Annotated in this window: 24 protein-coding genes; 13 read left to right on the top strand and 11 right to left on the bottom strand. The window is 69.7% G+C overall.

Features of this window, described 5'->3' with window-relative positions:
* Nucleotides 1–118: 118 nt before the first annotated feature.
* From DFR41_RS14365 to DFR41_RS14375, 3 genes are read right to left on the bottom strand one after another with little or no spacing between them, the layout of a single operon-like run.
* Nucleotides 119–1,000, bottom strand: a complete 882-nt coding sequence (locus DFR41_RS14365; protein ID WP_114803195.1) for a VOC family protein — start codon at nt 998–1,000, stop codon at nt 119–121.
* 10 nt (nt 1,001–1,010) lie between these two features.
* Nucleotides 1,011–1,907, bottom strand: a complete 897-nt coding sequence (locus DFR41_RS14370) for an SMP-30/gluconolactonase/LRE family protein (protein WP_043113355.1) — start codon at nt 1,905–1,907, stop codon at nt 1,011–1,013.
* A gap of 22 nt (nt 1,908–1,929) precedes the next feature.
* Nucleotides 1,930–2,778, bottom strand: a complete 849-nt coding sequence (locus DFR41_RS14375) for an IclR family transcriptional regulator (RefSeq protein WP_017759483.1) — start codon at nt 2,776–2,778, stop codon at nt 1,930–1,932.
* A gap of 196 nt (nt 2,779–2,974) precedes the next feature.
* On the opposite strand from DFR41_RS14375, the gene DFR41_RS14380 reads away from it, so the two are divergent.
* The 4 genes from DFR41_RS14380 (at nt 2,975) to DFR41_RS14395 (ending at nt 7,174) form a co-directional block, all read left to right on the top strand.
* On the top strand, nt 2,975–3,658 hold the full coding sequence (locus DFR41_RS14380; protein WP_043113356.1) for a hypothetical protein: 684 nt from the start codon (nt 2,975–2,977) through the stop codon (nt 3,656–3,658).
* Between the two features lie 78 nt (nt 3,659–3,736).
* Nucleotides 3,737–5,326, top strand: coding sequence for a GMC family oxidoreductase (locus tag DFR41_RS14385; protein WP_114803196.1), 1,590 nt, complete (start codon nt 3,737–3,739; stop codon nt 5,324–5,326).
* Nucleotides 5,327–5,369: 43 nt separating this feature from the next.
* A complete protein-coding gene (locus DFR41_RS14390) occupies nt 5,370–6,380 on the top strand; it encodes a TRAP transporter substrate-binding protein (protein ID WP_017759480.1) in 1,011 nt (336 codons plus the stop codon).
* A gap of 32 nt (nt 6,381–6,412) precedes the next feature.
* The gene (locus DFR41_RS14395) at nt 6,413–7,174 is read left to right on the top strand and encodes an SDR family NAD(P)-dependent oxidoreductase (RefSeq protein WP_114803367.1); all 762 of its coding nucleotides are present in this window, start codon (nt 6,413–6,415) and stop codon (nt 7,172–7,174) included.
* A gap of 7 nt (nt 7,175–7,181) precedes the next feature.
* On the opposite strand, the gene putA is transcribed toward DFR41_RS14395, so the two are convergent.
* Nucleotides 7,182–11,033 carry a trifunctional transcriptional regulator/proline dehydrogenase/L-glutamate gamma-semialdehyde dehydrogenase gene (gene putA, locus DFR41_RS14400; protein ID WP_114803197.1) on the bottom strand — a complete coding sequence of 1,284 codons (3,852 nt, stop codon included), beginning with the start codon at nt 11,031–11,033 and terminating at the stop codon, nt 7,182–7,184.
* An 86-nt stretch (nt 11,034–11,119) separates the two neighbouring features.
* Between putA and DFR41_RS14405 the strand changes: the two genes are divergently transcribed.
* The gene (locus DFR41_RS14405; RefSeq protein WP_017759477.1) at nt 11,120–11,614 is read left to right on the top strand and encodes an Lrp/AsnC ligand binding domain-containing protein; all 495 of its coding nucleotides are present in this window, start codon (nt 11,120–11,122) and stop codon (nt 11,612–11,614) included.
* Nucleotides 11,615–11,654: 40 nt separating this feature from the next.
* Here the strand turns inward: DFR41_RS14405 and DFR41_RS14410 are convergent, their stop codons facing one another.
* Nucleotides 11,655–12,677, bottom strand: a complete 1,023-nt coding sequence (locus DFR41_RS14410) for a formylglycine-generating enzyme family protein (RefSeq protein ID WP_114803198.1) — start codon at nt 12,675–12,677, stop codon at nt 11,655–11,657.
* A gap of 98 nt (nt 12,678–12,775) precedes the next feature.
* On the opposite strand from DFR41_RS14410, the gene DFR41_RS14415 reads away from it, so the two are divergent.
* Entirely contained in the window at nt 12,776–13,249 is a 474-nt protein-coding gene (locus DFR41_RS14415; RefSeq protein ID WP_114803199.1) for a copper chaperone PCu(A)C, read from the top strand.
* A gap of 5 nt (nt 13,250–13,254) precedes the next feature.
* Here the strand turns inward: DFR41_RS14415 and DFR41_RS14420 are convergent, their stop codons facing one another.
* From DFR41_RS14420 to DFR41_RS14440, 5 genes are read right to left on the bottom strand one after another with little or no spacing between them, the layout of a single operon-like run.
* Nucleotides 13,255–13,551 carry a Dabb family protein gene (locus DFR41_RS14420; RefSeq protein ID WP_114803200.1) on the bottom strand — a complete coding sequence of 99 codons (297 nt, stop codon included), beginning with the start codon at nt 13,549–13,551 and terminating at the stop codon, nt 13,255–13,257.
* A gap of 3 nt (nt 13,552–13,554) precedes the next feature.
* On the bottom strand, nt 13,555–15,447 hold the full coding sequence (locus DFR41_RS14425) for an ABC transporter permease (RefSeq protein WP_114803201.1): 1,893 nt from the start codon (nt 15,445–15,447) through the stop codon (nt 13,555–13,557).
* Between the two features lie 22 nt (nt 15,448–15,469).
* Entirely contained in the window at nt 15,470–16,162 is a 693-nt protein-coding gene (locus DFR41_RS14430; RefSeq protein WP_114803368.1) for an ABC transporter ATP-binding protein, read from the bottom strand.
* The gene (locus DFR41_RS14435; RefSeq protein ID WP_114803202.1) at nt 16,162–16,929 is read right to left on the bottom strand and encodes an ABC transporter ATP-binding protein; all 768 of its coding nucleotides are present in this window, start codon (nt 16,927–16,929) and stop codon (nt 16,162–16,164) included. Before DFR41_RS14435 ends, DFR41_RS14430 begins: the two co-directional genes overlap by 1 nt.
* Before the next feature lie 9 nt (nt 16,930–16,938).
* A complete protein-coding gene (locus DFR41_RS14440; RefSeq protein ID WP_114803203.1) occupies nt 16,939–17,718 on the bottom strand; it encodes an SDR family NAD(P)-dependent oxidoreductase in 780 nt (259 codons plus the stop codon).
* A 186-nt stretch (nt 17,719–17,904) separates the two neighbouring features.
* Here DFR41_RS14440 and DFR41_RS14445 point away from each other — a divergent pair, with 186 nt between their 5' ends.
* From DFR41_RS14445 to DFR41_RS14455, 3 genes are all read left to right on the top strand, one after another.
* Nucleotides 17,905–18,303, top strand: coding sequence for a cupin domain-containing protein (locus DFR41_RS14445; RefSeq protein ID WP_017759469.1), 399 nt, complete (start codon nt 17,905–17,907; stop codon nt 18,301–18,303).
* 49 nt (nt 18,304–18,352) lie between these two features.
* Nucleotides 18,353–19,570, top strand: a complete 1,218-nt coding sequence (locus tag DFR41_RS14450) for an ABC transporter substrate-binding protein (protein WP_114803204.1) — start codon at nt 18,353–18,355, stop codon at nt 19,568–19,570.
* Between the two features lie 91 nt (nt 19,571–19,661).
* Nucleotides 19,662–20,525, top strand: coding sequence for an IclR family transcriptional regulator (locus DFR41_RS14455; protein WP_244917755.1), 864 nt, complete (start codon nt 19,662–19,664; stop codon nt 20,523–20,525).
* A 30-nt stretch (nt 20,526–20,555) separates the two neighbouring features.
* On the opposite strand, the gene DFR41_RS14460 is transcribed toward DFR41_RS14455, so the two are convergent.
* Nucleotides 20,556–21,293 (bottom strand): FCD domain-containing protein, encoded by a 738-nt coding sequence (locus DFR41_RS14460; protein WP_114803205.1) that lies wholly within the window; start codon nt 21,291–21,293, stop codon nt 20,556–20,558.
* 58 nt (nt 21,294–21,351) lie between these two features.
* Here DFR41_RS14460 and DFR41_RS14465 point away from each other — a divergent pair, with 58 nt between their 5' ends.
* The 4 genes from DFR41_RS14465 (at nt 21,352) to DFR41_RS14480 (ending at nt 25,134) form a co-directional block, all read left to right on the top strand.
* Nucleotides 21,352–22,209 (top strand): fumarylacetoacetate hydrolase family protein, encoded by an 858-nt coding sequence (locus tag DFR41_RS14465; protein ID WP_114803206.1) that lies wholly within the window; start codon nt 21,352–21,354, stop codon nt 22,207–22,209.
* 1 nt (nt 22,210) lies between these two features.
* Entirely contained in the window at nt 22,211–23,059 is an 849-nt protein-coding gene (locus DFR41_RS14470) for a polysaccharide deacetylase family protein (protein WP_170159376.1), read from the top strand.
* A 76-nt stretch (nt 23,060–23,135) separates the two neighbouring features.
* The gene (locus DFR41_RS14475; RefSeq protein WP_114803208.1) at nt 23,136–24,107 is read left to right on the top strand and encodes a tripartite tricarboxylate transporter substrate binding protein; all 972 of its coding nucleotides are present in this window, start codon (nt 23,136–23,138) and stop codon (nt 24,105–24,107) included.
* Between the two features lie 46 nt (nt 24,108–24,153).
* Nucleotides 24,154–25,134: a tripartite tricarboxylate transporter substrate binding protein gene (locus DFR41_RS14480; RefSeq protein ID WP_114803209.1), complete on the top strand. Its 981-nt coding sequence runs from the start codon at nt 24,154–24,156 to the stop codon at nt 25,132–25,134.
* The last annotated feature ends 7 nt before the right edge of the window (nt 25,135–25,141 follow it).

Raw genomic sequence — 25,141 nt, forward strand, 5'->3', positions numbered from 1 at the left:
AACGCGGCCAATCAAGGCGCAAAGCGCAGCCATAGCTCGGGCTATGGCGAGCATTTGCAACGCCGAGTGGGCGTGTTTTGGCAGGACGAGCGGACATGGCGGGTTCGCTCGCACCTTCTCAGCAGATGCCGTCGAAGTCCTCGCGCCCGCGCCGGTAGTTGACGTTGGTCAGCGCCGTGTCGCGGTTGACGAGCACGCGGTTGTACAGAGGGTGACGGGTGCTGCGCACCTCGTGCTCGACCTGGAAGAGGCGACGGCCATCCCGTGGATCGCAGATCCATTCGAAGCGCCATTCGTGAGGCGCGTCGTCCCGCGTGAGCAGGCCGTGCTCGCGCAGCCAGGCATGCGGGCGGGCGAAGTCCGCCAGGTAGATCAGGAAGTGGTGGCCGTCGTAGTCCCGCAGTGGCGCGTCGCACTCGGTGAAGCGCAGGGTCTGGAACAGGCCGGCGCACACGGTGGCCCGGCGGCCGTCCACCTGCGAGGGGGTTCCGATCACCTGGTCGTAGAAGCGGGCGATGCCCTCCACGGTGCCCGGCGGCACGTCGAAGTCGATGTAGACCAGGCCGAGCTGCACGCCATCGAAGGCGTCGGAGGGGGCATGGCACCGAACCCGGGTGCCCCAGGGGCAGTGCAGGTCGATGCAGTCGCGCCCGTCCGTGGCGTCGAATTGCAGGGCGCGGCCGGGCGCCACACGCTGCATCTCTGCCTCGGCGAAGTCGAGGCGTGCCCGCATCGCGTCCAGGTCCGGTACCACGAAGCCCAGCGTGCCTCGCAGCAACTGCGACCGGGGCGCCGCGCCGCGGCTGGGCAGGTGCACCTGCGTGCGGCCGAAGTTGACCCACATGTTGTCCAGGCCCGTGAACAGGTAGGGGTCGCGCGTGCCGCCCAACGCGGTCACGTAGAAGAGCGTGGCCAGGCGCTGGTCGTCCACGGTGGCGTTGTAGTGCTCCAGCAGCACGATGTTGCCGATGCTGTCGGCGGCGCGGTCGGGGGCGGTCATCGTCGTGTTCTCAGTGGCCGTCTGCCGGGTGGGCGAAGCGGTGTTCGGGCAGGCCGGGCACGCCCACATCGATGGCCAGCACCGAGCCGGCCAACGGTTCACGCAGCAGCTGCGCGCGATCCAGGAACTTGCGGGCGGTGGTGACGAACAGGGTGCGCCGCTCGGGGCCGCCCAGGCAGACGCAGGTGGGGTTGGTGACCGGCAGCTCGATCACGCGGTCGACCTGGCCGTCGGGCGTGAAGCGGATGACCTTGCCGGCCGCGAAGATGGCGTTCCAGACATGCCCCTGCGCGTCGACACAGGCGCCGTCGGGTCGCCAGCGTTGCGCGCCATGGTCCACGAAGACGCGCCGGTTCGTGGCCGTGCCGGCGGCCGCGTCGAAGTCGAACTGCCAGGTCGTGAATCGGCGTGTGTCGGAGAAGTACAGCCGCCGCTGGTCGGGCGAGAAGGCCACGGTGTTCGACACGATCACGTCGCCGAACTGCCGGTGCACGGTGCCGTCGGCGTCGACGCGGTAGAACGCACCGTGCGGTCGGTGCAGCTGGTTGTCCATGGTGCCCACCCAGAAGCGGCCCTGCGCATCGCAGCGGCCGTCGTTGAGCCGGTTGTCCAGGGCGGCGTCTTCCACCTGGCAGAGCGGCTGCAGTTCTCCGCGGCCCATGTGGAACAGGTACAGCCCCAGGTCGATGCCCAGCAGCACCACGGACGGATCGCGCGTCAGCGCGAGCGAGCCGACGAAGCGCTGCGTGAAGGCGTGGCTGTCGCGGCGACCGCTCTCCGGATGAAAGCGCTGCAGCCTCCCGCCATCGATGTCGAGCCACAGCAGGGATTGCGTCGCTTCGCACCACAGGGGCGACTCGCCCAGGAGGTCGTGGGCAGGAACGATGCAGCGGATGTCGGTGCTCATGCAGGGCTCCATCTCAGGGGGTTCATCGTGCGGCGCGCACGGTCTTGCGCGCTGGCGGCGGCGGCTTGTCGCCCACATTGCCCCAGGTGCCCAGGTTGGCCGACTTGAGCAGGGGGGAGGCCGCGCCCGTCGCGGCGAGCTCGTTCGCCGCGGCCAGCAGGGCCGGGCCGAAGCGGTTCATCTTGGCCGTGCTCAGCCGCAGCGACGGGCCGGCGATCACCAGCACGCCGGTGGCCGCTTCGCCCTGCCGCTGGATGGGCGCCGCCATCGAGCTCATGCCGGGCGCATACACGTCCTGGATGATGCTGAAGCCGCGCTTGCGATGCTCGTCGAGCATCTTGAGCAGGGCCCGCACCGAGGTGGGTGCATTGGGACCGAAGTTGCGCGGCGTGCCCAGGCCCTGGCGGCTCACATGGCCGATGGCCAGGTCCTCCGGCAGCGTCATCAGCCAGGCATGGCCGGCCGCGCTGCAGGACAGCCGCAGGTCGATGCCCATGTCGGGGTCATAGAGCAGGCCCGAGCGCGCGCCCTGCGCCTTGGCGATGAGCGTCAGGCGCTCGCCGTCCACGATGGCGAGGCGGACCAGCTCCTCGGTGCTGCGGGCCAGCCGGTCGATCACCGGCTGGGCGATGTCCACCACGCCGGACTTGCCGATGAAGTTCAGTCCCATGGCCGGCAGCCGCGTGGTGAGGGCGTAGTCGCCGCGGGGCGTCTGCCGCACATAGCCGAAGCGCACCAGCTCCTGCAGCGTGCGATGGCAGCCACTGCGCAGCTGGTTGAGCTCGGTGGCGATCTGGCCGAGGCTGACGCCGTCGGGATGGTCGACGAGGTATTCGAGGATGGCCAATGATTTTTCGAGGGCGCCGCTCATGCCGCTCCTTTCGTGGAAGCCATTCAAATTTTGAATCTTATCGCCAAGTTGAATGGCATTCACAACTCTGGCAGCATCCGGCCCAATTTCAAGAACACGGGTTGGAGACGAGTCATGAAGCAAGCGATGGTTGGGGCGGCTGCAGGGCGGCTGCGACGGTGCGGCCCGGGCCCGCAGGTCTGCTGAGGGCGCGGCAATGGCAATGCTCGGCAATGCGGCCCTGGCCATGTGGTGGGACATGGCCCCGGCGATGCGACAGGACTTCGAGGACTGGCACGCGCACGAACATTTTCCGGAGCGCCTGGGCATACCGGGCTTCCGACGGGCCAGCCGCTGGTCCTGCGCGGAAGGGGGCGAAGGCGTGTTCGTGCTCTACGAGCTCGAGGACTTCTCGGTGCTCTCGTCGCCGGGCTATGCGGCACGCCTGAATGCGCCCACGCCGTGGTCCACACGCATGATGCCGCACCACCGCCACATGGTGCGCAGCCAGTGTCGCGTGCTGGGCAGCGAGGGCGCGGTCACGGCGCGCCAGGCGCTCACGGTGCGGCTCTCGCCCGCGCCAGGTCAGGAGGCCGCGCTGCGTGACGCGTTGGGCCGCCTCGGTCGGGGGCTTCGCCTGCGTCCGGGCCTGGTCGGCCTGCACCTGATCCGTCATGAGGCGCCGCCGCTGGCGCCCACCGAGGAGCAGCGCATGCGTGGCCTGGCCGACCGCTTTGCCGACTGGGTCCTGATCGCCTGCGGCTACGACGCGCAGGCCGTGCAGGCGCTGGCACAGGCCGAGTTGTGCGCAGACGCGCTGCAGGCGCTGGGCGCGCAGGAAGGTGCGGTGCACCAGCGCTTCGCCCTGGCCTATTCGGCCACGCCTGGAGACGTGCGATGAGCGTCGCACAGTGCGCCCCGCCTTCGCGCACGGGGGTGCGTCGCCACATCGTGCAGGCCTCGATGAGCTGTCGGCACCATGGCCTGGGACGCTGAATTCGACTTCGTCGTGGTCGGCGCCGGCAGCGCCGGTTGCGTGCTGGCCGACCGCCTTACCGAGGATGGCCGGCACCGGGTTCTTCTGATCGAGGCGGGTCCGCCCGACCGCAGCCCCTTCATCCATGTGCCCGCGGGCTTCCTGCGCCTCATCGACCACCCGCAGCTGAGCTGGCGCTACCGGATGGCCGCCGACCCCGAACTCGGTGGCCGCGAGATCCCGCTGCCGCAGGGCCGCATGCTGGGCGGCACCGGCTCGATGAACGGCATGCTGTACGTGCGCACCTCGCCCGAGGAGCATCGCCGTTGGCTGGCGATGGGTTGCACCGGCTGGAGCCATGAAGAAGCCCTGGCCTGCTACGCGCGTATCGAGGCGACGCTGCCCGACACGGCCGGGCCTCCGCTGCCCGTGAGCGAGTTCATGGAGACGCATGCGCTCAGTGCTGCATTTCTTGCGGCCTGCGGCGAGGCCGGTATGCGGGTGCAGCCGAGCGTGAATGGCCCGGAGCGAGAAGGCGCGGCGCCCTTTCAGCAGAACCGCCATGGCCGCTTCCGCCGAGGTCCGGCCCAGACCTATCTGCGCCGTGCGCGGCGCCGGCCCAACCTGCGCGTCATGACCGGAGCGCTGGCGCAGCAGCTGTTGTTCGAGGGCACACGCGCCGTCGGCGTGCAGGTGCGGCACCAGGGTCGCGTCCAGCAGGTGCGGGCGCGGCGCGAGGTGATCGTGGCCTGCGGCGCGATCCGCTCGCCGCACCTGCTGCAGCTGTCGGGCATCGGCCCGGCCGATCTTTTGCGCACGCTGGGCGTGCCGGTCGTGGCCGACCGGCCTGCCGTTGGCGAGAACCTGCGCGATCACTACTCGGTCCGGCTGACCCAGCGCGTGCGCGGCATCCGCACGCTGAACGAGCGCACCCACGGCCTGGCGATGCTGGGAGAACTGGCGCGCTACGTCGTGCAGGGCCGGGGCCTGCTCACGCTGGGCGCCAGCACCTGCGCCGCCTTTGCGCGCAGCGATGCCGCGCAGCCTTTCCCCGATCTGCAGCTGAGCTTCGCGCCGGCCAGCTTCGAGCCGGGCACCTACCGGCTCGAACAGGCGCCGGGCATGACCATCAATGTCTACCAGTCCCTGCCCGAAAGCCGCGGCACCGTCCGGGCACGCTCACGCGACGCGGCCCAGCCGCCGCACATCGCGGCGCGGTATCTGAGCCACGAGGCCGACCGCGCCGCCGTCGTGGCCGGCCTGCGGCTGGGCCGCCGTCTGTTCGGCATGCCGGCGCTGCAGCAATGGGGCATCCAGGAGACGCTGCCGGGCCCCGCCGTGGACGACGACGCGGCCCTGCTGCGCTATGCCCTCGACCGCGGCGTCTCGGGCTACCACCTCGTCGGCACCTGCCGCATGGGCGGCGACGAGGACTCGGTCGTCGACCCGCAGCTGCGGGTGCGCGGCGCCCAGGGCCTGCGGGTCGTCGATGCCTCGGTCATGCCCACCTGCACCTCGGGCAATTCCAACGCGCCGACGCTGATGGTGGCCGAACGCGGCGCAGCGATGGTGCTGGCCGCGCACCGGGCCTGACCCTGCGCTTTCCTTCCCTTCCCAACCAGAACAGGAGACCTCCGTGAAGCTCATTCAACTGATCCGTGCGGCCGCGATCACGCTGGCCTGTGCCGCCACGGCCCATGCCCAGTCACCGGCGCCGATCACGCTGCGCTTCGGCCATGTGGTGCAGCCGGGCCATCCGATCTCGCTGGGCGCGCAGAAGCTCGCCGAGATCCTCAACACACGCAGCAACGGCCGCATCAAGCTGATGGAACTGGGCGGGGGCTCCATCGGCGGCGAGGCGCAGCAGCTCAGCGCCGTGCAGGGCGGCGTGCAGGACATCACCCTGCCCTCCGCCACCATCATGGGCGGGGTGATCAAGGAGTTCACGCTGCTGGACATTCCCTTCTCCTTCAACAGCGCGCAGCAGGTCGATGCGCTGCTGCAGGGCCCCTTCGGCCAGCTGCTGATGAGCCGCCTGCCCGACAAGGGCATGGTTGGCCTGGACTTCTGGGAGACGGGCTTTCGCAACTTCACCAACAGCCGCAAGCCCATCGTCAATGTCGAGGACCTCAAGGGCCTGAAGCTGCGGGTCATTCCCAACCCGCTGTTCCTCGACAGCTTCTCGGCCCTGGGCACCAACCCGGCGCCCATGCCCTTCCCCGAGCTGTATGGCGCGCTGGAGTCCCGCGCCATGGACGCGCAGGAAAACCCCTTCTCGGTGGTGCTGACGAGCAAGTTCTACGAGGTGCAGAAATACCTGAGTGTGACCAACCATGTGTATACCGCCAACCCGGTGGTGATCAGCCGCAAGACCTGGGAGAAGCTCTCGCCCGCCGACCAGCAGCTCGTCAAGACGGCCGTGCAGGAAGCGGGCGCCTTCCAGCGCCAGACCAGCCGGGAGGCCTCCACCGTGGCCCGCAAGGAGCTGGAGTCGAAGATGCAGGTCAACGACGTGCCGCCTGCCACGCTGGCGCGCATGCGCGAGCTGACCAAGCCCGTGGGCGAGAAGTTCGCGGCCTCCTACGACCCAAGCGTCGTCAAGGTCTACCGCGCGGAGCTCGAGAAGGTCCACGCCAGCGTCAAGTGAGTGCGCCATACATGGCCGCAACGGCACTGTGCATTCCGGACCTGCGGGGCCAGGTGGCGCTGGTGACCGGCGCCAGCCTGGGCATCGGCGCGGCCGTGGCGCGCGCCTGCGGCGCCCAGGGCATGCGGGTGGCGGTGCACTTCCACAGCTCGCGCGGTCCCGCCGAGGCGGTGGCCGCCGACATCGAGGCCGCCGGCGGACAGGCGCTGCTGGTGCGGGGCGATGTGCGCGACCCTGCGGCGATCGCGCGCTGCGTCGCCGAGGTGGAGGCCGCCTTCGGCGACATCGCGGTGCTGGTCAACAACGCGGGCAGCATGGTGGCGCGGGTGCCGCTGGCGGACCAGTCGGACGCCTTCTTCGACGAGGTCATGCACACCAACGGCCGTTCGGTGGTGGCCTTCACGCGCGCGGTGCTGCCCGGCATGCGGCGACGCGGCGGTGGCAGCGTGGTGAGCACGACCTCGGTGTCGGCGCGCAGCGGCGGCACGGCCGGTGCGTCGCTCTATGCGGCGTCGAAGGGCTTCGTGAGCACGCTCACGCGCTCACTGGCCCGTGAGCTGGCCGCCGACCGCATCCGCGTGAATGCAGTGGCGCCGGGCGTGATCCAGACGCCGCTGCAGGACAAGTTCTCGACGCCGGAGATGCTTCGGGGCTTCGCGGCCGGCATCCCGCTCGGCCGCATCGGCACGCCGGAGGATTGCGTGGGCGCCTACCTGTACCTGGCCTCGGAGGCGCTGTCGGGCTATATGACCGGGCAGGTGCTCGAAGTGAACGGCGGGCAGCTGATGCCCTGAGCAGCGATCAGCCCATCGTCATCAGGCTGGCATTGCCCCCCGCGGCGGCCGTGTTGACGCTCAGCGAACGCTCGCTGAGCAACGCCGCGAGCACCGTGTCGGCATCGGCCGGCGGCCAGGGGTCCAGCGCGACGATGGGCCCCTGGCGCTCGGCCAGCTGTCGGGCCACGACCAGCCGCTGTGCGGCGTCACCCTCGTGGATCACCCGTTCGAGCGCTGGGCCGCCCCCGCCCAATGGATCGGCGACGAGCGTCACATGGGACTGCACGCTCGAGGGCAGCCGGGCAAGCAGTGAGGCCGTCGGTGGGCTTTCGGGCCACACGGCGCGGCTTCCGGCGGCCAGCACGGCTGCGAGTTGTGCCAGGCGCGAGGGGTCGTCCTGCGCCAGGCACAGCACCTGGGTACGCGGATGCAGGGCGTAGCGGTTGCGTTCGCCCGTCGGGCCGTCGAGCAGCCAGGCCGTGGTGCGCGGCATGGCTTCGTGCAAGTGCGCGCACTGCTCGGCGAGCTGCGCGTCGCCTGTGCTGCGGGCCCAGTCCTGCAGGGCGCGCAGCGGCGCGCGGTCCGCCGCGGTCATTTCGTCGGCCTTGGCGGTTGGCAGCGCGGAAGCGATGGCGCTGGCCAGGAAGCCGCGCGGTCGCCGCGCCAGCAGCCGGTACAGGTACAGCGGCCCGCCGGCCTTGGGTCCGGTGCCCGACAGGCCTTCGCCGCCGAAGGGCTGCACGCCCACCACGGCGCCGACCATGTTGCGGTTGACATAGACATTGCCCACCGGCGCGGCCTGCACCACACGCTCGATGGTCTCGTCGATGCGGGTGTGCAGACCCAGGGTGAGGCCGTAGCCTGTCGCGGCGATCTGCGCGAGCAGGTCATCCAGCGCATCTCGCCGCCAGCGCAGCACATGCAGTACCGGGCCGAAGACCTCGCGCTGCAGTTCCTCCAGGCTGTCGATCTCGATCAGCGTCGGTGGCACGAAGGTGCCGCGTTCCGTGGCGCCAGGGCGCGCACGGCCGCTGCGGTGCACGCGGCGTCCGCGCGCCTGCATGGCCTGCACGTGGGCTTCGATGCCGGCCTGTGCTTCGGCGTCGATCACGGGCCCGATGTCCGTGTGCAGCAGCGCAGGATCGCCCAGGTTCAGCTCGGCCATGGCGCCACGCAGCATGTGCAGTAGCGCGTCGGCCGACTCTTCCTGCACGCACAGCACGCGCAGGGCCGAGCAGCGCTGGCCGGCGCTGTCGAAGGCCGAGGCGAGCACGTCGGCCACCACCTGCTCGGTGAGCGCGGAGGAGTCCACGATCATGGCGTTCTGCCCGCCCGTCTCGGCGATGAGCGGCACGGGCGCGCCATGGGCGCCCAGCCGTTGCGCCAGGCTGCGCTGCAGCAGCCTCGCCACCTCGGTGGAACCGGTGAACATCACGCCCTGTACGCGCGGGTCGGCCACCAGGGCGGCGCCCACGGTTGCCCCATCGCCGGGCAGCAACTGCAACGCCGCGCGGGGGATGCCGCCCTCGTACAACAAGCGCACGGCCTCGGCCGCGATCAGCGGTGTTTGCTCGGCGGGCTTGGCGAGCACCGGGTTGCCGGCCGCGAGTGCCGCGGCGATCTGGCCGGTGAAGATGGCCAGCGGGAAGTTCCAGGGGCTGATGCACACCACGGGGCCCAGCGGCGCGTGATCGGTGCCTTGCAGGGCGCGGCGCGCCTGGCCGGCATAGAAGCGCAGGAAGTCGATGGCCTCGCGCACTTCGGCGATGCCGTTGGCGAAGGTCTTGCCCGCCTCGCGGGAGAGCAGTGCGACCAGTTGCGGCATGCGGGCCTGCATGCAGTCGGCCGTGCGTTCGAGCGAAGTGGCGCGTTCTGCGGCCGGCGAGTCGGCCCAAGGGCCGGCGAAGTCGTGCGCTGCGGCCAGCGCGGCTGCCACGTCGTCGGGCGTGGCGGGACGCACGGTGCCGACGATGTCGTCATGCCGGGTAGGGTTGCGCACGGGCACGGGCGCGGAGATCGCGTTGGTCATCGTCGCCAAAGGATCAGCGGTCGAAGGATCTGCCATTGGCGCTCCCGCCGTCTGCGGCCCGGCTGCGACCATCGGCGCGGCCTGCCATTCGACGCGCCTGCTCTCTGCGACGGCGGCGTCCAGCACGGCCAGTTGCGCGTCGTCCGCCAGGTCCATGCCCTGCGAATTGGCGCGCGCCTCGCCGTACAGCCGCATCGGATGGGCGATGGCCGGGTGCGGGGTGCCGGCCCGGCCCTCCTCGGTCGCCAGTCGGTCCACGGTGGCGACGGGGTCTTCCACGAGTGCATCGATGGGCAGCGTTCGGTCGGCGATCCGGTGCACGAAGGAAGTGTTGGCACCGTTCTCCAGCAGGCGACGCACCAGGTAGGCCAGAAGCGTCTCGTGCGTGCCCACGGGCGCGTAGATGCGGCAGGGCCGGCCCAGCCGGCCGTCTTCGCTGCGGCCCACCACCTGTTCGTACAGCGGCTCGCCCATGCCGTGCAGGCACTGGAATTCGTACTGGCCCGGCTGCCAGCGGGACGGATCGGCCAGGGTGTGAATGGCTGCCAGGGTGTGGGCGTTGTGGGTGGCGAACTGCGGGTACACCTGCGCCGGCGCGGCCAGCAGTTTGCGCGCGCAGGCCAGGTAGGCCACGTCGGTGTGGACCTTGCGGGTGTAGACCGGAAAGCCGTCCTGCCCGTCCACTTGTGCGCGCTTGATCTCGCTGTCCCAGTAGGCGCCCTTGACCAGGCGCACCATCAGCCGCCGGCCGCTGCGCGCAGCCAGGTCGATGAGGAAGTCGATGACGAAGGGGCAGCGCTTCTGGTAGGCCTGCACCACGAAGCCCAGGCCGTTCCATCCGGCCAGGGCCGGCTCGAAGCACAGGCGCTCCAGCAGGTCGAGCGACAGCTCCAGACGGTCGGCCTCTTCGGCGTCGATGTTGAGGCCGATGTCGTGCTGCCGGGCCAGGGCGGTCAGGTCGCGCAGCACCGGGTACAGCTCGTTCATCACCCGCGACTTCTGCGCCCGGCTGTAGCGCGGATGCAGGGCCGAGAGCTTGATCGAGATGCCCGGCCCGTCGATGGGACCGCGGCCCACGGAAGCCCGGCCGATGGCATGGATCGCCTCCTCGTAGGCACGGCGGTAGCGTGCGGCGTCCTCGGCGGTCATGGCGGCTTCGCCCAGCATGTCGTAGGAATGGCGAAAGCCCTGCGCCTCCAGCGGGCGTGCCTTCGTCAGCGCCTCGCCGATGGTCTGACCGGTGACGAACTGCTCGCCCATCATGCGCATGGCCAGGTCCACGCCCTTGCGGATCAGCGGCTCGCCGCCCTTGGCCACCAGCCGGCCGAGCTGGGCCGAGAGACCTGTTTCGCTGTGCGTGGCCACCAGCCGGCCCGTGAGCAGCAGGCCCCAGCTGGCGGCGTTGACGAACAGCGAGGGGCTGCGGCCGAGGTGGGCCTGCCATTCGCCATGGGCGATCTTGTCGCGGATGAGGGCATCGCGGGTGGCCGCATCGGGAATGCGCAGCAGCGCTTCGGCCAGGCACATCAGGGCGACGCCTTCCTGCGAAGACAGGGTGTATTCCTGCAGCAGGCCCTGCACCAGGCCGCTGCGGCCGGCGCCCGCGCCGCGCTCGCGCAGGTGCTGGGCCAGGCGGCAGGCGAGTTCGTGGGTGGCGCGGGCCTGGGCGGGCGACAGGCGCGCCTCGCCGAGCAATGCCTGGACCGCCGTGGCCTCGTCCTGCCGGCAGGCCCCGGCAACGGCATTACCCAGCCGCGGTGCCATGGTGGCGGCATCAATGGTGCCGGTGCCGGCATGGTGTGCAGAGGGGTCGGCGACGGTCGGTCGAGGCGTGGCGAAGGCAGTCATGGCAGTCCCGCAGATGGGCGCTGGGTTAGCGGATGCCTGAATAATCCCGCAGACTTCGCCGAATATTCGTTCGAATCCCTCTCATCATGCCGAACAAACCACTGAATGCAGCGCCGGATCTGGACCGCCTGGACCTGCGCATCCTGGCCACGCTGCAGGCCGATGGCCGCATCACCAACGTCAAGCTGGCCGAGACCATCGGTCTCTCGCCCACGGCGGTGCTGGCGCGGGTGCAGCGGCTCACCGACGAGGGCTACATCCTCGGCTACGAGGCGCGGCTGAACCCGCTCAAGCTGGGCGCGGGCATGCTGGTCTTCGTGGAGGTGCTGCTGGACCGCACCACACCCAACGTGTTCGACGCTTTCAAGGCCGCGGTGCAGGTGCACCCCGAGATCATGGAATGCCACATGGTGGCCGGCGGCTTCGACTACCTGCTCAAGACCCGCAGCGCCGACATGGCCGACTACCGGCGCTTTGCGGGTGCGGTGCTGTGGCAGTTGCCGGGCGTGCGCGAGACGCGCACCTATGCGGTGATGGAAGAGGTCAAGGACTCGGCCCGGCTGCACCTGCCGGGAGGCTGATTCCTGCGGCGGCGGTGGTCCATTGCCGCGGCCCGCAGGCTCAGGGCCCGTCCTCGCGCACGAGCCGGATGCCCACCAGCGTGTAGCGCGTGTCCGGCGCATTCCAGTTGCGGTAGCTGGCGCGGGCATAGAAGGGCCAGGTGTGCCACGAGCCGCCGCGCCGCACCCGCACCGAACCGTCGGCAGGGCCCTGCGGGTCGTCGACGGGCGAGCGGGCGTAGTAGTCCTCGCCGTACCAGTCGGCCACCCATTCCCAGGCGTTGCCGTGCATGTCGTACAGGCCCCAGGCATTGGGGGCGCCGCTGCCCACCGGCGCGGTGAAGGCGAAGCCGTCGTCGGCCGGAAGGGCCATCGCCTTCCACCGTGGCCAGTAGGCCGCGGTGCTCTGGTCGAAGACGTTGGCGCTGCCGCGCAGCGAGGCGGGATCGTTGCCCGTGCTGTAGCGGGTGCGGCTGCCGGCCCGGCAGGCGTATTCCCATTCGGCCTCGGTCGGCAGGCGGTAGCGGCGGCCCTCGGTGCGGCTGAGCCACGCGGCCAGGGCCTGGGCATCGTTCCAGGTCACGTTGACCACCGGGTGGTCGTCGCCCTGCGCAAAGCCGGGGTTGTTCCAGGCATAGCGCGGGTCGCGGCCTTCGAAGGCATCGCCGCGCGCGGTCTTGGCGGGGTCGTAGTCGACGCGCCAGCCATAGCCGCCGGTGCCATCGGCGATGGATTCCGGCACATAGCCCGAGCGCTCGAGGAAGCGGCGGAACTGGCCCACCGTAACCTCGTGCTGTCCCATCCACAAGGCATGCGTGATGCGCACCTTGTGCACCGGGCCTTCGTCGCCCAACAGAGCAAAGCGCTCGGGCGGCAGCTGCGGAAAGTCACGGGCCAGGGTGGCGGCCGGCTCATCGCTGCCCATCAGGAATTCGCCCGCGGGGATACGGACGAAGCGCATGCCCAGGCTGTTCGTCTGCACGGCGGGCGCCCCGGCCGACGGCGGTGGCGCGGCGAGGGGAACCGCGCATCCGGCAACGGCCAGAGCGGCAGAGACGATCCAGAAGCGGCGGCGGAAGTCCATCGGTCCATGCTAGCCAGGGCCTGGGCTGGCGCCAACTGGGCGAACGGCCGAGCCCTGCCGCTATTCTTCGGACGTCTTCTCTCTGCCGGAGCCCTGCCATGCCTTCCCTCATCCGCCCGTTGGCCCTTGCCGCCGCCCTCCTGGTCGTCGCCTCTGCCCATGCCCAGGTCACCGTCAAGGACGCCTGGGTGCGCGCCACCGTGCCGCAGCAGAAGGCCACGGGCGCCTTCATGCAGTTGCAGTCGGCGCAGGATGCGCGGCTGGTGTCGGTGAGCACGCCGCTCACCGCCAGCGCCGAGGTCCACGAGATGGCGCTGCAGGACAACGTGATGCGGATGCGGCCGATGCCTGCGCTGGACTTGCCCGCTGGCAAGACGGTGGAACTCAGGCCCGGCGGCTACCACGTGATGCTGATGGACCTGAAGCAGCAGGTGAAGGAAGGCGAGACGGTGCCGCTCACGCTGGTCTTCGAAGGCAAGGACGGCAAGCGCCAGACGGTGCAGGTGCAGGCTCCCGTGCGGCCGCTGCGGCCCGAGGCCATGCCGATGCAGCACGGCGAGCACAAGCACTGAGGCTGTCAGCGCCAGTGGCCGGAGTCGAACACCACCAGCCGCTCCGTCTGACCGGCCATGAAGGCCTTCATCTCCTGGTGCACGGCACTGATCTGGTAGCGCTCGTGGGCGGCCTCGTCGGCGAAGCAGGCCACCACCGCATGGCTGAAGCCTTGCGCGCGGCTGGCCTCGTTGGGCGCGTAGAGGTAGCTCACCAGGCCGGGTGAGCCCGCGCGGATCTGCGCCGCGTAGTCCTCCACGCGCTGGTGGAAGGCCTCGTCGGTGCCGGGCTTGAAGGCCATCAGGACGGCATGGATGAACATGGCTCAGCCTCCCTTGCCCGCGCCGGCCGGGTTGCGCCCGCCCAGGCGGTTCCAGCCCTGCACCGCCAGGCCCACCAGCCCTTCGCGGAACAGCAGCACGCAGGCGATGAAGATGACGCCCTGCACGATCAGCACCCACGAGCCGAGCGGCGCCAGGTAGTTCTGCAGGGTGACGAAGGTCAGCGCGCCGACGATGGGGCCCAGCAGGGTGCCGATGCCGCCAAGCAGGCTCATCAGCACCACCTCGCCCGAGGCGTGCCAGTGCACGTCGGTGAGCGAGGCCACGCCGAACACCAGCACCTTCATCGAGCCCGCCAGCCCCGCCAGCCCCGCCGACAGGGCGAAGGCCTGGAGCTTGTAGCGCGACGTGCCGTAGCCCAGCGAGCGGGCGCGCTGCTCGTTGTCGCGCACCGCGCGGATCACCTCACCGAAGGGCGACTGCAGGATGCGCACCACGAACAGGTAGGCCGCCAGGAAGACGGCGAGCACCACGTAGTACATGACCATCGAGTTGCCCAGGTCGAACAGGCCGAAGAGCCTGCCGCGGGGCACGTTCTGCAGGCCGTCCTCGCCCCCCGTGAAGCCGGCCTGCACGGCCACGAAGTACACCACCTGCGACAGCGCCAGGGTGATCATGGAGAAGTAGATGCCCTGCCGGCGGATGGCCAACGCGCCGAACACCAGCCCCAACAGCACGCCGGTGGCCGTGCCGGCCAGCAGGCCGAGCTCGGGCGTGAGCGCCCAGGCCTTCATGGCCATGCCGGTCGAATAGGCCGCCGCGCCAAAGAACGCCGCATGGCCGAAGGACAGCAGGCCGACGTAGCCCAGCAGCAGGTTGAAGGCCGCCGCGAAGAGCGCGAAGCACAGCACCTTCATCAGGAAGGTGGGGTAGAGCACCAGCGGCGCCACCAGCGCCAGGGCCAGCAGCAGCCACCAGCCCAGCACCTGGTACCGGCGCGCCAGGCGCAAGCTGACGCGGGTGGCCTCGGCCGCCACGGTGTTCTGCACCTGCAGCGGCCGGCCGAACAGGCCCGAAGGCTTGACCAGCAGCACGATGGCCATGATCACGAAGATCACGAAGTTCGACGCCTCGGGATAGACGACCTTGGTGAGCCCCTCGATCACGCCGAGCCCGAGGCCGCTCACGATGGCGCCGCCGATCGAACCCATGCCGCCGATGACCACCACCGCGAACACCACGACCACCAGGTTGGAGCCCATGAGCGGGCTGACCTGGTAGATGGGCGCGGCCACCACGCCGGCGATGGCCGCCAGCGCGACGCCCAGGGCATAGGTCAGCGTGATGTAGCGAGGAACATTGATGCCGAAGGACTTGACGGTCGCGGGGTTCTCGGTGGCGGCGCGCAGCACCGCGCCCAGCCGCGTGCGCTCCATCAGCAGCCAGACGCCCACGCACACCACCAGCGAGACGACGATGGCCCAGGTACGGTACAGCGGCAGGAACATGAAGCCCAGGTCGATGCCGCCCAGCAGCTGCTCCGGGATGGCATAGGGCAGCCCCGACACGCCATAGGCCTGCCGGAACGCGCCCTCGATGCACAGCGCCAGCCCGAAGGTCAGCAGCAGGCCGTAGAGGTGATCCATCTTGTAGGTGCGCGCGATGATGGTCTTCTCCAGCACCACGGCGAGCACGGCCATGATGAGCGGCGCCAGCACCAGCGCGCCCCAGTAGCCGATGCCCAGGTAGTTCAGCAGCATCCAGGCGATGAAGGCGCCGGCCGTGTACTGCGCGCCGTGCGCGAAGTTGATGATGTTGAGCAACCCGAAGATGACGGCCAGCCCGATGGACAGCGTGGCGTAGAAGGCGCCGTTGATCAGCCCCAGCAGCAGCTGGCTCAGCAGCGCGGAAGACGGGATCCCGAAGATGTCGAACATGGTGTGATTTCCTGCTGCTGCGTCAGACGCCGAGCTGGCGCCGGATGCGCTCGGGCTGCGCCGCGGCTTCGGCGGCGCTCAGGTGGTCGACCACGACGCCGTGGTCCATGATGTAGAGGCGGTCCGCCACCGACGAGGCGAAGTGGAAGTTCTGCTCCACCAGCACGATGGTGAAGCCGCGCTGCTTGAGGGCACGGATGGCGGTGGCGATCTGCTTGACGATCACGGGCGCCAGACCCTCGGTGGGCTCGTCGAGCAGCAGCATGCGCGCGCCGGTGCGCAGGATGCGGCCGATGGCCAGCATCTGCTGTTCGCCGCCCGACAGATTGCCGCCGGTGCTGCCGGCGCGCTCCTTCAGGTTGGGGAAGAGCGCATGGATCTCGTCGACGCTCAGACCGCCAGGCGCGAGCACCGGCGGCAGCATCAGGTTCTCGGTCACCGTCAGGCTGCGGAACACGGCCCGTTCTTCCGGGCAGTAGGCCAGACCCAGGCGCGGGATGCGGTGGTCGGCCATCGCGATGGTCTCGGTGCCGTCGAACACGATGGAGCCGGTGCGCCGCTCGATCATGCCCATCAGGGCGCGCAGCGTGGTCGTCTTGCCGGCGCCGTTGCGCCCGAGGATGGTCACCAGTTCGCCCTGGCGCACTTCGAGGTTCACGCCCTGCAGGATGTGCGACTCGCCATACCAGGCGTGCAGGTTGCTGACCTGGAGCATCATGCGGCCTCCTGCACGGCTTCGACGCCCATGTAGGCGGTGATGACGCGCTCGTCGGTCGAGACGCGCTGGTAGTCGCCTTCGGCCAGGATGCTGCCGCGCGCCAGCACGGTGATCGTGTGACAGAGCTCCGAGACCACCGACAGGTTGTGCTCCACCATGAGCACGGTGCGATGGGCCGACACGCGCCGGATCAGGGCGGTGATGCGCGCGACGTCCTCCTGGCCCAGGCCGGCCATGGGTTCGTCGAGCAGCAGCATGCGCGGGTCCAGCGCCAGCGTCATGGCGATCTCCAGCGCGCGCTTGCGGCCATAGGGCAGTTGCGCGGCGCGGGTGCCGGCATCGGCCTCCAGCCCGACCTCGCCCAGCAGCCGCGCGGCCTCGCCGTCCAGATGGCCCATGGCGCGGGCCGGCCGCCAGAACTTCGGGCCCAGCCCGGTGCGCTGCAGCAGCGCGACGCGCACGTTCTGCAGGGCCGTGAGGCCCAGGAACACGGCCGAGATCTGGAAGGAGCGGACCATTCCCAGCCGCGCGACCGCCTCCTGCTGCAACCGGGTCACGTCGCGACCGAAATAGGCGATGCGGCCGGCATCGGGCTGCAGCACCTTGGTCAGCAGGTTGAAGCAGGTGGTCTTGCCGGCCCCGTTGGGACCGATCAGCGCGTGGATGGTGCCCTCGCGCACGGTCAGCGACACGTTGTCGACGGCCTTGAAGCCGCCGAAGCGCTTGGTGAGCCCCTCGCAGGCCAGGGCGATGCGTTCAGCCATGCGGGCTCCTCACATGCGGGCGAGCATGCCGCCGTCGATGGCCACCACCTGGCCGTTGATGAAGGCGCCGCTGCGGCCGGCAAAGGCCACGACCAGCGGTGCGATGTCCTCGGGCTCGGCCCAGCGGCCAGCCGGCACGGACTGCTCGATGAAGGACTGGAAGCCCTCGCGCGCCTGCAGCGCCGAGGTAAAGCGCGTCTTGACGAAGCCGGGGGCCAGCGCGTTGCAGGTGATGCCGCGGGGGCCGTATTCGACGGCGATGGCCCGCGTGAGGGCGGCCAGCGCGCCCTTGGCCGTGGCGTAGGCCGCGATGCCCGGCATGGTGGCCTGGCCCGCCACCGACGACATGTTGACCACCGTGCCGCGGCCGGCCGCCACCATGCCCGGCAGCACGGCGTGGCAGCAGTTGAAGGCGCCTTCCACATGCACCGCCTGGATCTGCTTCCACTCGTCGAGGGACATCTCGACCAGCGGCTTGCGGTTCTGGTTGCCGGCGTTGTTGACCAGGATGTCGGGGGCCCAGCCCGTCGTCTGCAGCTGCGCGACTTCGGCATGCACGGCATCGCTGTCGGTCACGCTGAAGACGGCACCGCGGGCCTCGATGCCGGTCGCCTGCAGCTGCGCGACGGCGGCAGCGCAGGCGTCGGCGGCCAGGTCGTTGACGACGACGCGGGCACCCGCGCCCCCCAGGCTGCGCGCAATGGCGAAGCCCAGGCCCGAGGCCGCGCCGGTCACCAGCGCGGTGCGGCCGGCAAGGCCGAAGGTCTCGGCCAGAAAGGCTGAATTCAAGCTTGTCTCCTTGTTCGATGGCGGCAGCCAGGTGCCGCACGTATGGCGTTGAGCCATGTGCTGAATCAATAAAAGTCTCGTTTCATGAGACTTGACACGATTTCTACTATACGAAAGAATTTTTCGGCCATCCAAGCTTTCGACCTCCGGGGAAACCCGGCCCATCCATCCAAGGAGACATCCGTCATGGCGCTAGAAACACCCGGCGAGGCCGGGGCCCATCTGCTCGGCCCGCTGGCCTCCCATTACCTCGATGTGGAGGCACTGCCGTGGAAGCCGACGCAGGTGCCCGGCATCGACATCAAGGTGCTCGTGCAGGACAAGGAGACGGGGCTGCTCACGGCCCTCTTCCGCTGGCAGCCGGGCACGGAGCTGCCCATGCACGAGCATGTGGAGATCGAGCAGAGCTACATCCTCGAAGGCTCCATCGTGGATGCCGAGGGCGAGGCGCGGGCCGGCGGCTATGTCTGGCGACCGCGCGGCAATCGCCACGTGGCTCGGTCGCCCCACGGCGCGCTGGTGCTCTCGTTCTTCCTCAAGCCCAACGTGTTCATCGACCAGTTCGCCGGCCAGAAGCTGGAATAGCGCGGACGACTGCCGCTTTGCATCCCATACCGACAACAGGAGACAACCCATGAAGAAGCATCCCACCCTCGCCTGCGCCGCCGCAGGCCTGCTGAGCCTGGCCGTGGCCGGCGCCGCCCATGCGCAGACGGTGTCCAACGACGTCGTCAAGATCGGCCTGCTGAACGACCAGTCGGGCCTGTTTGCCGACATGTCGGGCAAGATGTCCATCGAGGCTGTGAAGATGGCCATCGACGACTTCGGCGGCAAGGTGCTGGGCAAGCCGATCCAGATCGTGTCCGCGGACCACCAGAACAAGGTCGACATCGGCCTGGCCATCGCCCGCAAGTGGTACGAGCAGGAGGGCGTGGACATGATCCTGGACGTGCCCAACTCGGCCATCGCGCTGGGCGTGCAGGAGCTGACCAGGCAGATGAACCGCGTGGCCATCTTCACCAGCCCCGGCACCTCCGACCTCACCGGCAAGGCCTGCTCGCCCAACGGCGTGCACTGGACCTACGACACCTATGCCTATGCCTCCGGCGCGGCGTCGGGCGTGATGGCCGAGGGCGGCAAGAGCTGGTTCTTCATCACCTCCGACTATGCCTTCGGCCATGCCCTGGAGCGCGATGCCTCGGCCGTCGTCAAGGCGCAGGGCGGGCAGGTGCTCGGGGCCATCCGGCACCCCATCGGCAGCTCGGACTTCTCGTCCTATCTGGTGCAGGCCCAGGCCAGCAAGGCGCAGGTGATCGGCCTGGCCAACGGCAGCGCCGACACCATCAACACCATGAAGCAGGCACGCGAGTTCGGCATCGGCACCGGCAAGCAGCGCATCGCGGCGCTGTACATGGGCATCAACGACGTGCACAGCATGGGCCTGGCCATCGGCCAGGACATCAACCTGGTGGAGGCTTTCTACTGGGACCAGAGCCCCGAGAGCCGGCAGTGGTCCGAACGCTTCTACAAGGTCGCGGGCCGCATGCCTTCGGGCGTGCAGGCCAGCAACTATGCGGCCACGCTGCACTACCTCAAGGCCGTGCAGGCGGCCGGCACCGACGAGGCCGGCGCGGTCATGAAGAAGATGCACGAGATGAAGATCAACGACCTGATGACCAAGGACGGCACCATCCGCGAGGACGGCCGCGTGATGCGCGATCTGTACCTCTACAAGATCAAGAAGCCGTCCGAGTCCAAGCGCCCCTGGGACTACTACACGGTGGTGCGCACCATCCCCGCGCAGCAGGCCTTCAAGGCGCCGGACCCGGCCTGCCCGCTGGTCAAGAAGTGAGCCGAAACGCACTGCGGCCGGCCTGCGCGCGGGGCTGCCCGGAAGGGCCCGCGCGATAAACTGCCGCCGCACCTGGAGAGCCCCGTCCCCGATGTCCCACAGCGATCCTGACGAGTCCACCGACGCTGGCGGCGCCCGCGGCAACGGCACGCCCGATGGCAGCCTGGACAAGATGCTCAGCATCCTGAACCTCTTCACCGAGGACAACAGCGCCATCACCCAGGAGGACATCGTGGCGCACATCGGCTGCTCCCGCGCCACGGCCTATCGCTACCTGAAGTCGCTGTCCACCGCGGGCCTGATCAGCCCGGTGCACGGCGGCGCGTACGTGGTCGGCTCGCGCATCATCGAGCTCGATCGCCTGCTGCGCCTGCGCGACCCGATCCTGCTGGCCGCCCGGGACGTGATGGCCACGCTGGCCCGAGAGCAGAAGGTCAACGTCATGCTCTGCGCCTACTACGGCGACAAGGTGATGTGCGCCGACACCGAGTGGCCCGACACCAGCTACACCTCCAGCTACGAGCGCGGCAAGCCGATGCCGATGTTCCTGGGCGCGACGGCCAAGGCCATCCTGGCCCACCTCACGCCTTACCAGCAGCGCAACCTGATGCTGTGGCACCCGGCCGAGATCCGCGCCGCCGGCCTGGGCGACAACTGGGACGAGTTCCGCGCCAACATGCGCCGCGTGCGCAAGGAGGGCGTGGTCGTCTCGCACGGCGAGATCGACAAAGGTCTGATCGGCGTGGGTGCACCCATCTTCAGCGCCGAACAGAAGGTGCTGGGCAGCCTGGTGGCCATCGTGCCGGCCAAGGGCCGGGCGGCCAGCGCGACGGCACTCGAACGCCTGCGCGGTGCGGTGCAGCAGGCTGCGCAGGCCCTCACGGACAAGTTGCGCGCCGGGCAGCGCGATGCTCCGCCCGCGCGCGCCTCGCGGCCTCGGCGCATCGAGGGCTGACCGCGCGGCCCGCGGCGCGGGCCGGGCCGATCAACCCTTCTTGCCGGGTGCAGCGGCACTTTCGCGCTCGTGCTCGAAGATGCTGGCCGTGCGCCGGTAATGCTCCGCCAGCAATGCCCGCGCGTGTTCCAGCTCGCCCTGCATGACGGCGTCGAAGATGGCGCGGTGCTCGTCGTGCTCGTTGCGCCGCTTGTAGGCCACGCGGGCGGCGAGCTGGCGGAAGCGGTAAGCCTGGTCGTAGAGCTGCTCGCAGAAGCCCAGCAAAAGTGAGGAGCCGCAGCCCGCCAGCAGGGCGCGATGGAAGGCCCGGTGCTGGCGCTCCCACTCCGGGTTCTCGGCATACGCGTCGTCGGAGATCGACCGGGGCGTGCGCGACAGGCGATGGAAGGCCAGCACCAGCGGCTCCTCCCACTCCGGTCCGCGGCGGGCGAAGGCCTGGCCGATGGCCAGCGACTCCACCGCGACGCGGGTGTTCACGAGGTCTTCCAGCTGGGCCTGCGTGGCTTGGGCCACCGCGAAGCCACGCTGGTCGTTGTGCACCACCCATTCCTCGCTGGCCAGGCGGTTGAGTGCCTCCCGCAGCGGACTCGCGCCCACCTGGTAGCGCTCGCGCAGCTCGTGCATCAGCAGCTTGCGCCCGGGCTGCCAGTGGCCGGCCAGCAAATCGGCACGCAGGCGCTCATAGGTCTGGCGCGCCAGCGTGGGCGACGAGGCATCGGCGACGGCGGCCAGCCCTGGGACAATCCCTGGTTCCGTTTTTATCGACAAAACATCCTCTTGATAATTAATATCGTCAAACACCAGTCAGCAAGGGTTTGTCGAAATTATGTCCAGATATGCGCGCGTGACGCCACCAGGGCGCCCCACCCAATGGGCCGTGGAGCGCGGAGGCGAGTTGTGGGGCCTGGGTGACCAGGTGCCGGCCGGGGTGGACGACAGCGCCTGGCTCGACCTGACGGCCCACGGCCCGAGCGCCCGGCAGCTGGAGCAGGCCACACCGCTCGTGCCCGATGCTGTGCGCTGGGAGCTGCCCGTCGCCCGTCCCGGCAAGGTGATCTGCCTGGGCCTGAACTACGCCGCCCATGCCGCCGAGGGTGGCAATGCGGCGCCCGAGTACCCCAGCTTCTTCATGCGCGGCGCCAGCTCGCTGATCGCCCATGGCGCGCCGCTGGTGCGGCCCCGGGTGTCGGACAAGCTGGACTTCGAGGCCGAACTTGCGGTGGTGATCGGCCGCCGCGCGCGGCACTTGACCGAAGCGGATGCCCTGTCGGCCGTGGCGGGCTATGCCTGCTTCAACGACGGCACGCTGCGCGACTACCAGCGCCGCACGGCCCAATGGACCATCGGCAAGAACTTCGACGGCACCGGCGGCTTCGGCCCCTGGCTGGTGCCGGCGGCCGACCTGCCGCCCGGCGCTGCGGGCCTGAAGGTCGAGTCGCGCCTGAACGGCCGCGTGATGCAGAGCGACGACACCGGCCACATGATCGTCACGGTGGCCCGCGCGCTGGTGCTGCTGAGCGAGGTGCTCACGCTGGAGCCGGGCGATGTCATCGCCATGGGCACGCCGTCGGGTGTGGGCTATGCGCGCACGCCGCCGGTGTGGATGCAGCCGGGCGATCGCATCGAGATCGAGATCGAGGGCGTGGGCCTGCTGGCCAACCCCGTGGTGCAGGAGGAAGGCTGAGATGGACCCCGTCATCACCCGCCTGCCCGATGACTTCCGCTGGCCGGGCGGCCACCGGCTCGCGGTCATCTTCAACATTGCCTACGAGGCCTGGTCGGACGGCCAGGCGCCGGGCATCGGGCCGATGGGCAATGTGCTCAAGCCGGGCTTCTTCGACACCAATGCGCATTCCTGGGCCAGCTTCGGCCTGGTGCGCGGCATCCACCGCCTGCTGGGCATTGCGCAGAAGCACGGCGTGCGTACCAGCGTGATGGTCAACGGCGTCATCTGCGAGCGCGACCCGGCCACGGTGCGCAAGCTGGCCGAGCTGGGCCACGAGGTCATCAACCACTCGTGGGGCATGGACGTGATCCCGGTCTATTTCGACGAGGCCGGCGAGCGCGCCAACCTCGCCCGCAATCACGAGCTGCTCACGGCCACGGCCGGTGTGGCGCCCCTCGGCTGGATCAGCCCACGCGGCACCGGCAGCCCCATCAGCTCGCGCCTGCTGGCCGAGGCGGGCTACCTGCACCACGGCGACGTCAACGACGACGACCGGCCCTATGTGATGGACTTCGGCGGCAGGCGCATCGTGGGCATTCCGCTCACCATGGACGTGAACGACCTGCCCACCTGCATCCGCTACGGCCAGGGGCCGCGGCACATGCTGGAGACCTTCGAGGACACCTTCGCCGCCATGCGCGCCGAGCCGGTGCCGCTGATGCTGGACGTGACGGCCCACACGCACGTGATGGGCCGGCCCTCCGGCGCCTGGGTCTACGACGAGATCATGGCCCGCGTGAAGCAGGCCGGCGACGTGTGGATCTGCACCCGCGAGGAGATGGCGCGGCACGTGCTCGCTTCCGTCTGAGCCACCGGGCTGCCGGGCAGCCCACCGGTCCGAGCCGTCGCAGAAGCGGCCGGGCCATTTCCCAGGAGACAAAGACATGGCATCCAAGCTCTGGCGGCGCCTGCTGCCGGCCCTCGCCCTTGCGGCGCTGCCGCTGGCGGGCATGGCGCAAGACAAGTGGCCCGCGCGACCCGTGCGCTTCGTGGTCGCATTCGCGCCGGCCGGCCCGGCAGACATCATTGCCCGGCTGCTGGCGCATCGGCTGGCCCAGCCTCTCGGCCAGAGCGTGGTGGTCGAGAACAAGCCGGGTGCCGGCGGCAGCGTGGCTTCGGCCCTGGTCGCACGCGCCGAGCCGGACGGCTACACCCTGCTGATCAACACCAGCTCCTACGCCGTCAACCCGTCGATGCAGCGGCAGCTGGGCTTCGACCCCAAGGGCGACCTCACGCTCGCGGCATTGGTCGCGGCCAGCCCCAACCTGATCGTCACGGCGCCCAACCTCAAGGCCCGCACGCTGCAGGAGGTGGTGGCCGACGCCAAGGGCGGCAGCTACAACTACGGCACGGCCGGTGCCGGCACCACACCGCACCTCACCGCCGAGTACTTGTTCAAGGTGCTGGCCAAAGTGCCCGTGACGCATGTGCCCTACCAGGGTGCGGCGCCGGCGCTCAATGCCGCGATGAGCGGCCAGACGCAGCTGGCCAGCGTGGCGCTGCCGGCGGCGGTGGAGCTGGTCAAGTCCGGCCGCGTGCACGGGCTGGTGGTGACGGGCGCGCAGCGCTCGCCCGCCTTGCCCGATGTGCCGACCGTGGCGGAGTCGGGGTTTCCCGGCTTCGAGGACGTGACCTGGGTCGGCGTCTTCGCGCCGGCCAAGACGCCGCCGGCCGTGCTGCAGCGGATCAACGACGAGGTGGCGCGCCTGCAGAAGGACCCGGAGTTCCTGGCCCGCCTGGCTGCCACCGGCTTCGAGCCCATGGGCGGCAACCTGGAGGCCGTGCGCGGCTATTTGGATCGCGAGCTGGACAAGTGGTCGCGCGTGGTGCGCGAAACCGGCGCACTGCCGAACTGACGCTTCGACGCACGCGTCCGAGCTTCACAAGAGAGGAGACATCGCCATGATCCATCGCCGGCACTGCCTGGCCACGCTGGGTGCGCTCGCTGCGGCCCCGTTCACGCCTGCCTTCGCGCAGGGCGCCTATCCCAACCGGGCGATCAAGCTTCTGGTGCCTTTTTCGGCCGGCGGCAGCCCGGACCTGCTGGCCCGCGTCATCGGCACGCAGCTGGGCCAGCAACTGGGTCAGGGCGTCATCGTCGACAACCGCCTGGGGGCCAACGGCATCGTGGCGGCCGAAGCGGTGGCGCGTTCCGCGCCCGACGGCTACACGCTGCTGGTGACCACCGGTTCGCAGGCCATCAACCCGAGCATCTACAAGAGCCTGCCCTACGACACGCTGGCCGACTTCGCGCCGGTCACGCTCTTCACGATCGCGCCGGCGCTGACGCTGGTGGTGGCGCCCGACTCGCCGTACAAGAATTTCGGCCAGTTTCTGGAGGCGGCACGCAAGGCCGATGCCCAGATCACCTATGGCTCGCCCGGCACCGGCAACACCCTGCACCTGGCCGGCGAGCTGCTCAACGAGACCGCCGGCACCCGCATGCTGCATGTGCCCTACAAGGGCGCGGCACCGGCGCTCAATGCCGTGATGAGCAAGGAGGTGACGGCCTGCTTCCTCAGCACCGCCGCGGCCACGATGGCGGTGAAGGCCGGGCAGGTCCGGCCGCTGGCCGTCACCAGTGCCAAGCGCATCGCGGCCTTTCCGGACGTGCCCGCCATGGCCGAGAGCGGCGTCGCAGGCATGGACTACAACGGCGGCTGGGTCGGCCTGTTCGCGCCCGGCAAGACGCCCGAGGCCGTGGTACAGAAGCTGGCCGCCGAAGTGCAGCGCGCCATGCAGGTGCCGCAGGTCAAGGACAAGATGGTCGGCTGGGACAGCCCGCCGGCCACGCTGAGCACGCAGGAGTTCGCTGTCTTCTTCCGCCAGGAGATGGACAAGTTCGCCCGCATCGTCAAACAGGCCAACGTGCCGCTGCAGTAAGAAAAGG

The organism is Pseudacidovorax intermedius, assembly GCF_003350475.1.
Classification (GTDB): Bacteria; Pseudomonadota; Gammaproteobacteria; order Burkholderiales; family Burkholderiaceae_C; genus Xenophilus; species Xenophilus intermedius.

Bases quoted from the DNA above. Each gene is read 5' to 3' on its own strand.
- DFR41_RS14470 (WP_170159376.1), top strand. From the start codon at position 22,211: ATGGACCCCGTCATCACCCGCCTGCCCGATGACTTCCGCTGGCCGGGC.
- DFR41_RS14480 (WP_114803209.1), top strand. From the start codon at position 24,154: ATGATCCATCGCCGGCACTGCCTGGCCACGCTGGGTGCGCTCGCTGCG.
- DFR41_RS14435 (WP_114803202.1), bottom strand. From the start codon at position 16,929: ATGGCTGAACGCATCGCCCTGGCCTGCGAGGGGCTCACCAAGCGCTTC.
- putA (WP_114803197.1), bottom strand. From the start codon at position 11,033: ATGACTGCCTTCGCCACGCCTCGACCGACCGTCGCCGACCCCTCTGCA.
- DFR41_RS14405 (WP_017759477.1), top strand. From the start codon at position 11,120: ATGCCGAACAAACCACTGAATGCAGCGCCGGATCTGGACCGCCTGGAC.
- DFR41_RS14380 (WP_043113356.1), top strand. From the start codon at position 2,975: ATGGCAATGCTCGGCAATGCGGCCCTGGCCATGTGGTGGGACATGGCC.
- DFR41_RS14375 (WP_017759483.1), bottom strand. From the start codon at position 2,778: ATGAGCGGCGCCCTCGAAAAATCATTGGCCATCCTCGAATACCTCGTC.
- DFR41_RS14370 (WP_043113355.1), bottom strand. From the start codon at position 1,907: ATGAGCACCGACATCCGCTGCATCGTTCCTGCCCACGACCTCCTGGGC.
- DFR41_RS14465 (WP_114803206.1), top strand. From the start codon at position 21,352: ATGTCCAGATATGCGCGCGTGACGCCACCAGGGCGCCCCACCCAATGG.
- DFR41_RS14450 (WP_114803204.1), top strand. From the start codon at position 18,353: ATGAAGAAGCATCCCACCCTCGCCTGCGCCGCCGCAGGCCTGCTGAGC.
- DFR41_RS14385 (WP_114803196.1), top strand. From the start codon at position 3,737: ATGGCCTGGGACGCTGAATTCGACTTCGTCGTGGTCGGCGCCGGCAGC.
- DFR41_RS14365 (WP_114803195.1), bottom strand. From the start codon at position 1,000: ATGACCGCCCCCGACCGCGCCGCCGACAGCATCGGCAACATCGTGCTG.
- DFR41_RS14420 (WP_114803200.1), bottom strand. From the start codon at position 13,551: ATGTTCATCCATGCCGTCCTGATGGCCTTCAAGCCCGGCACCGACGAG.
- DFR41_RS14475 (WP_114803208.1), top strand. From the start codon at position 23,136: ATGGCATCCAAGCTCTGGCGGCGCCTGCTGCCGGCCCTCGCCCTTGCG.
- DFR41_RS14455 (WP_244917755.1), top strand. From the start codon at position 19,662: ATGTCCCACAGCGATCCTGACGAGTCCACCGACGCTGGCGGCGCCCGC.
- DFR41_RS14410 (WP_114803198.1), bottom strand. From the start codon at position 12,677: ATGGACTTCCGCCGCCGCTTCTGGATCGTCTCTGCCGCTCTGGCCGTT.
- DFR41_RS14425 (WP_114803201.1), bottom strand. From the start codon at position 15,447: ATGTTCGACATCTTCGGGATCCCGTCTTCCGCGCTGCTGAGCCAGCTG.
- DFR41_RS14415 (WP_114803199.1), top strand. From the start codon at position 12,776: ATGCCTTCCCTCATCCGCCCGTTGGCCCTTGCCGCCGCCCTCCTGGTC.
- DFR41_RS14445 (WP_017759469.1), top strand. From the start codon at position 17,905: ATGGCGCTAGAAACACCCGGCGAGGCCGGGGCCCATCTGCTCGGCCCG.
- DFR41_RS14430 (WP_114803368.1), bottom strand. From the start codon at position 16,162: ATGCTCCAGGTCAGCAACCTGCACGCCTGGTATGGCGAGTCGCACATC.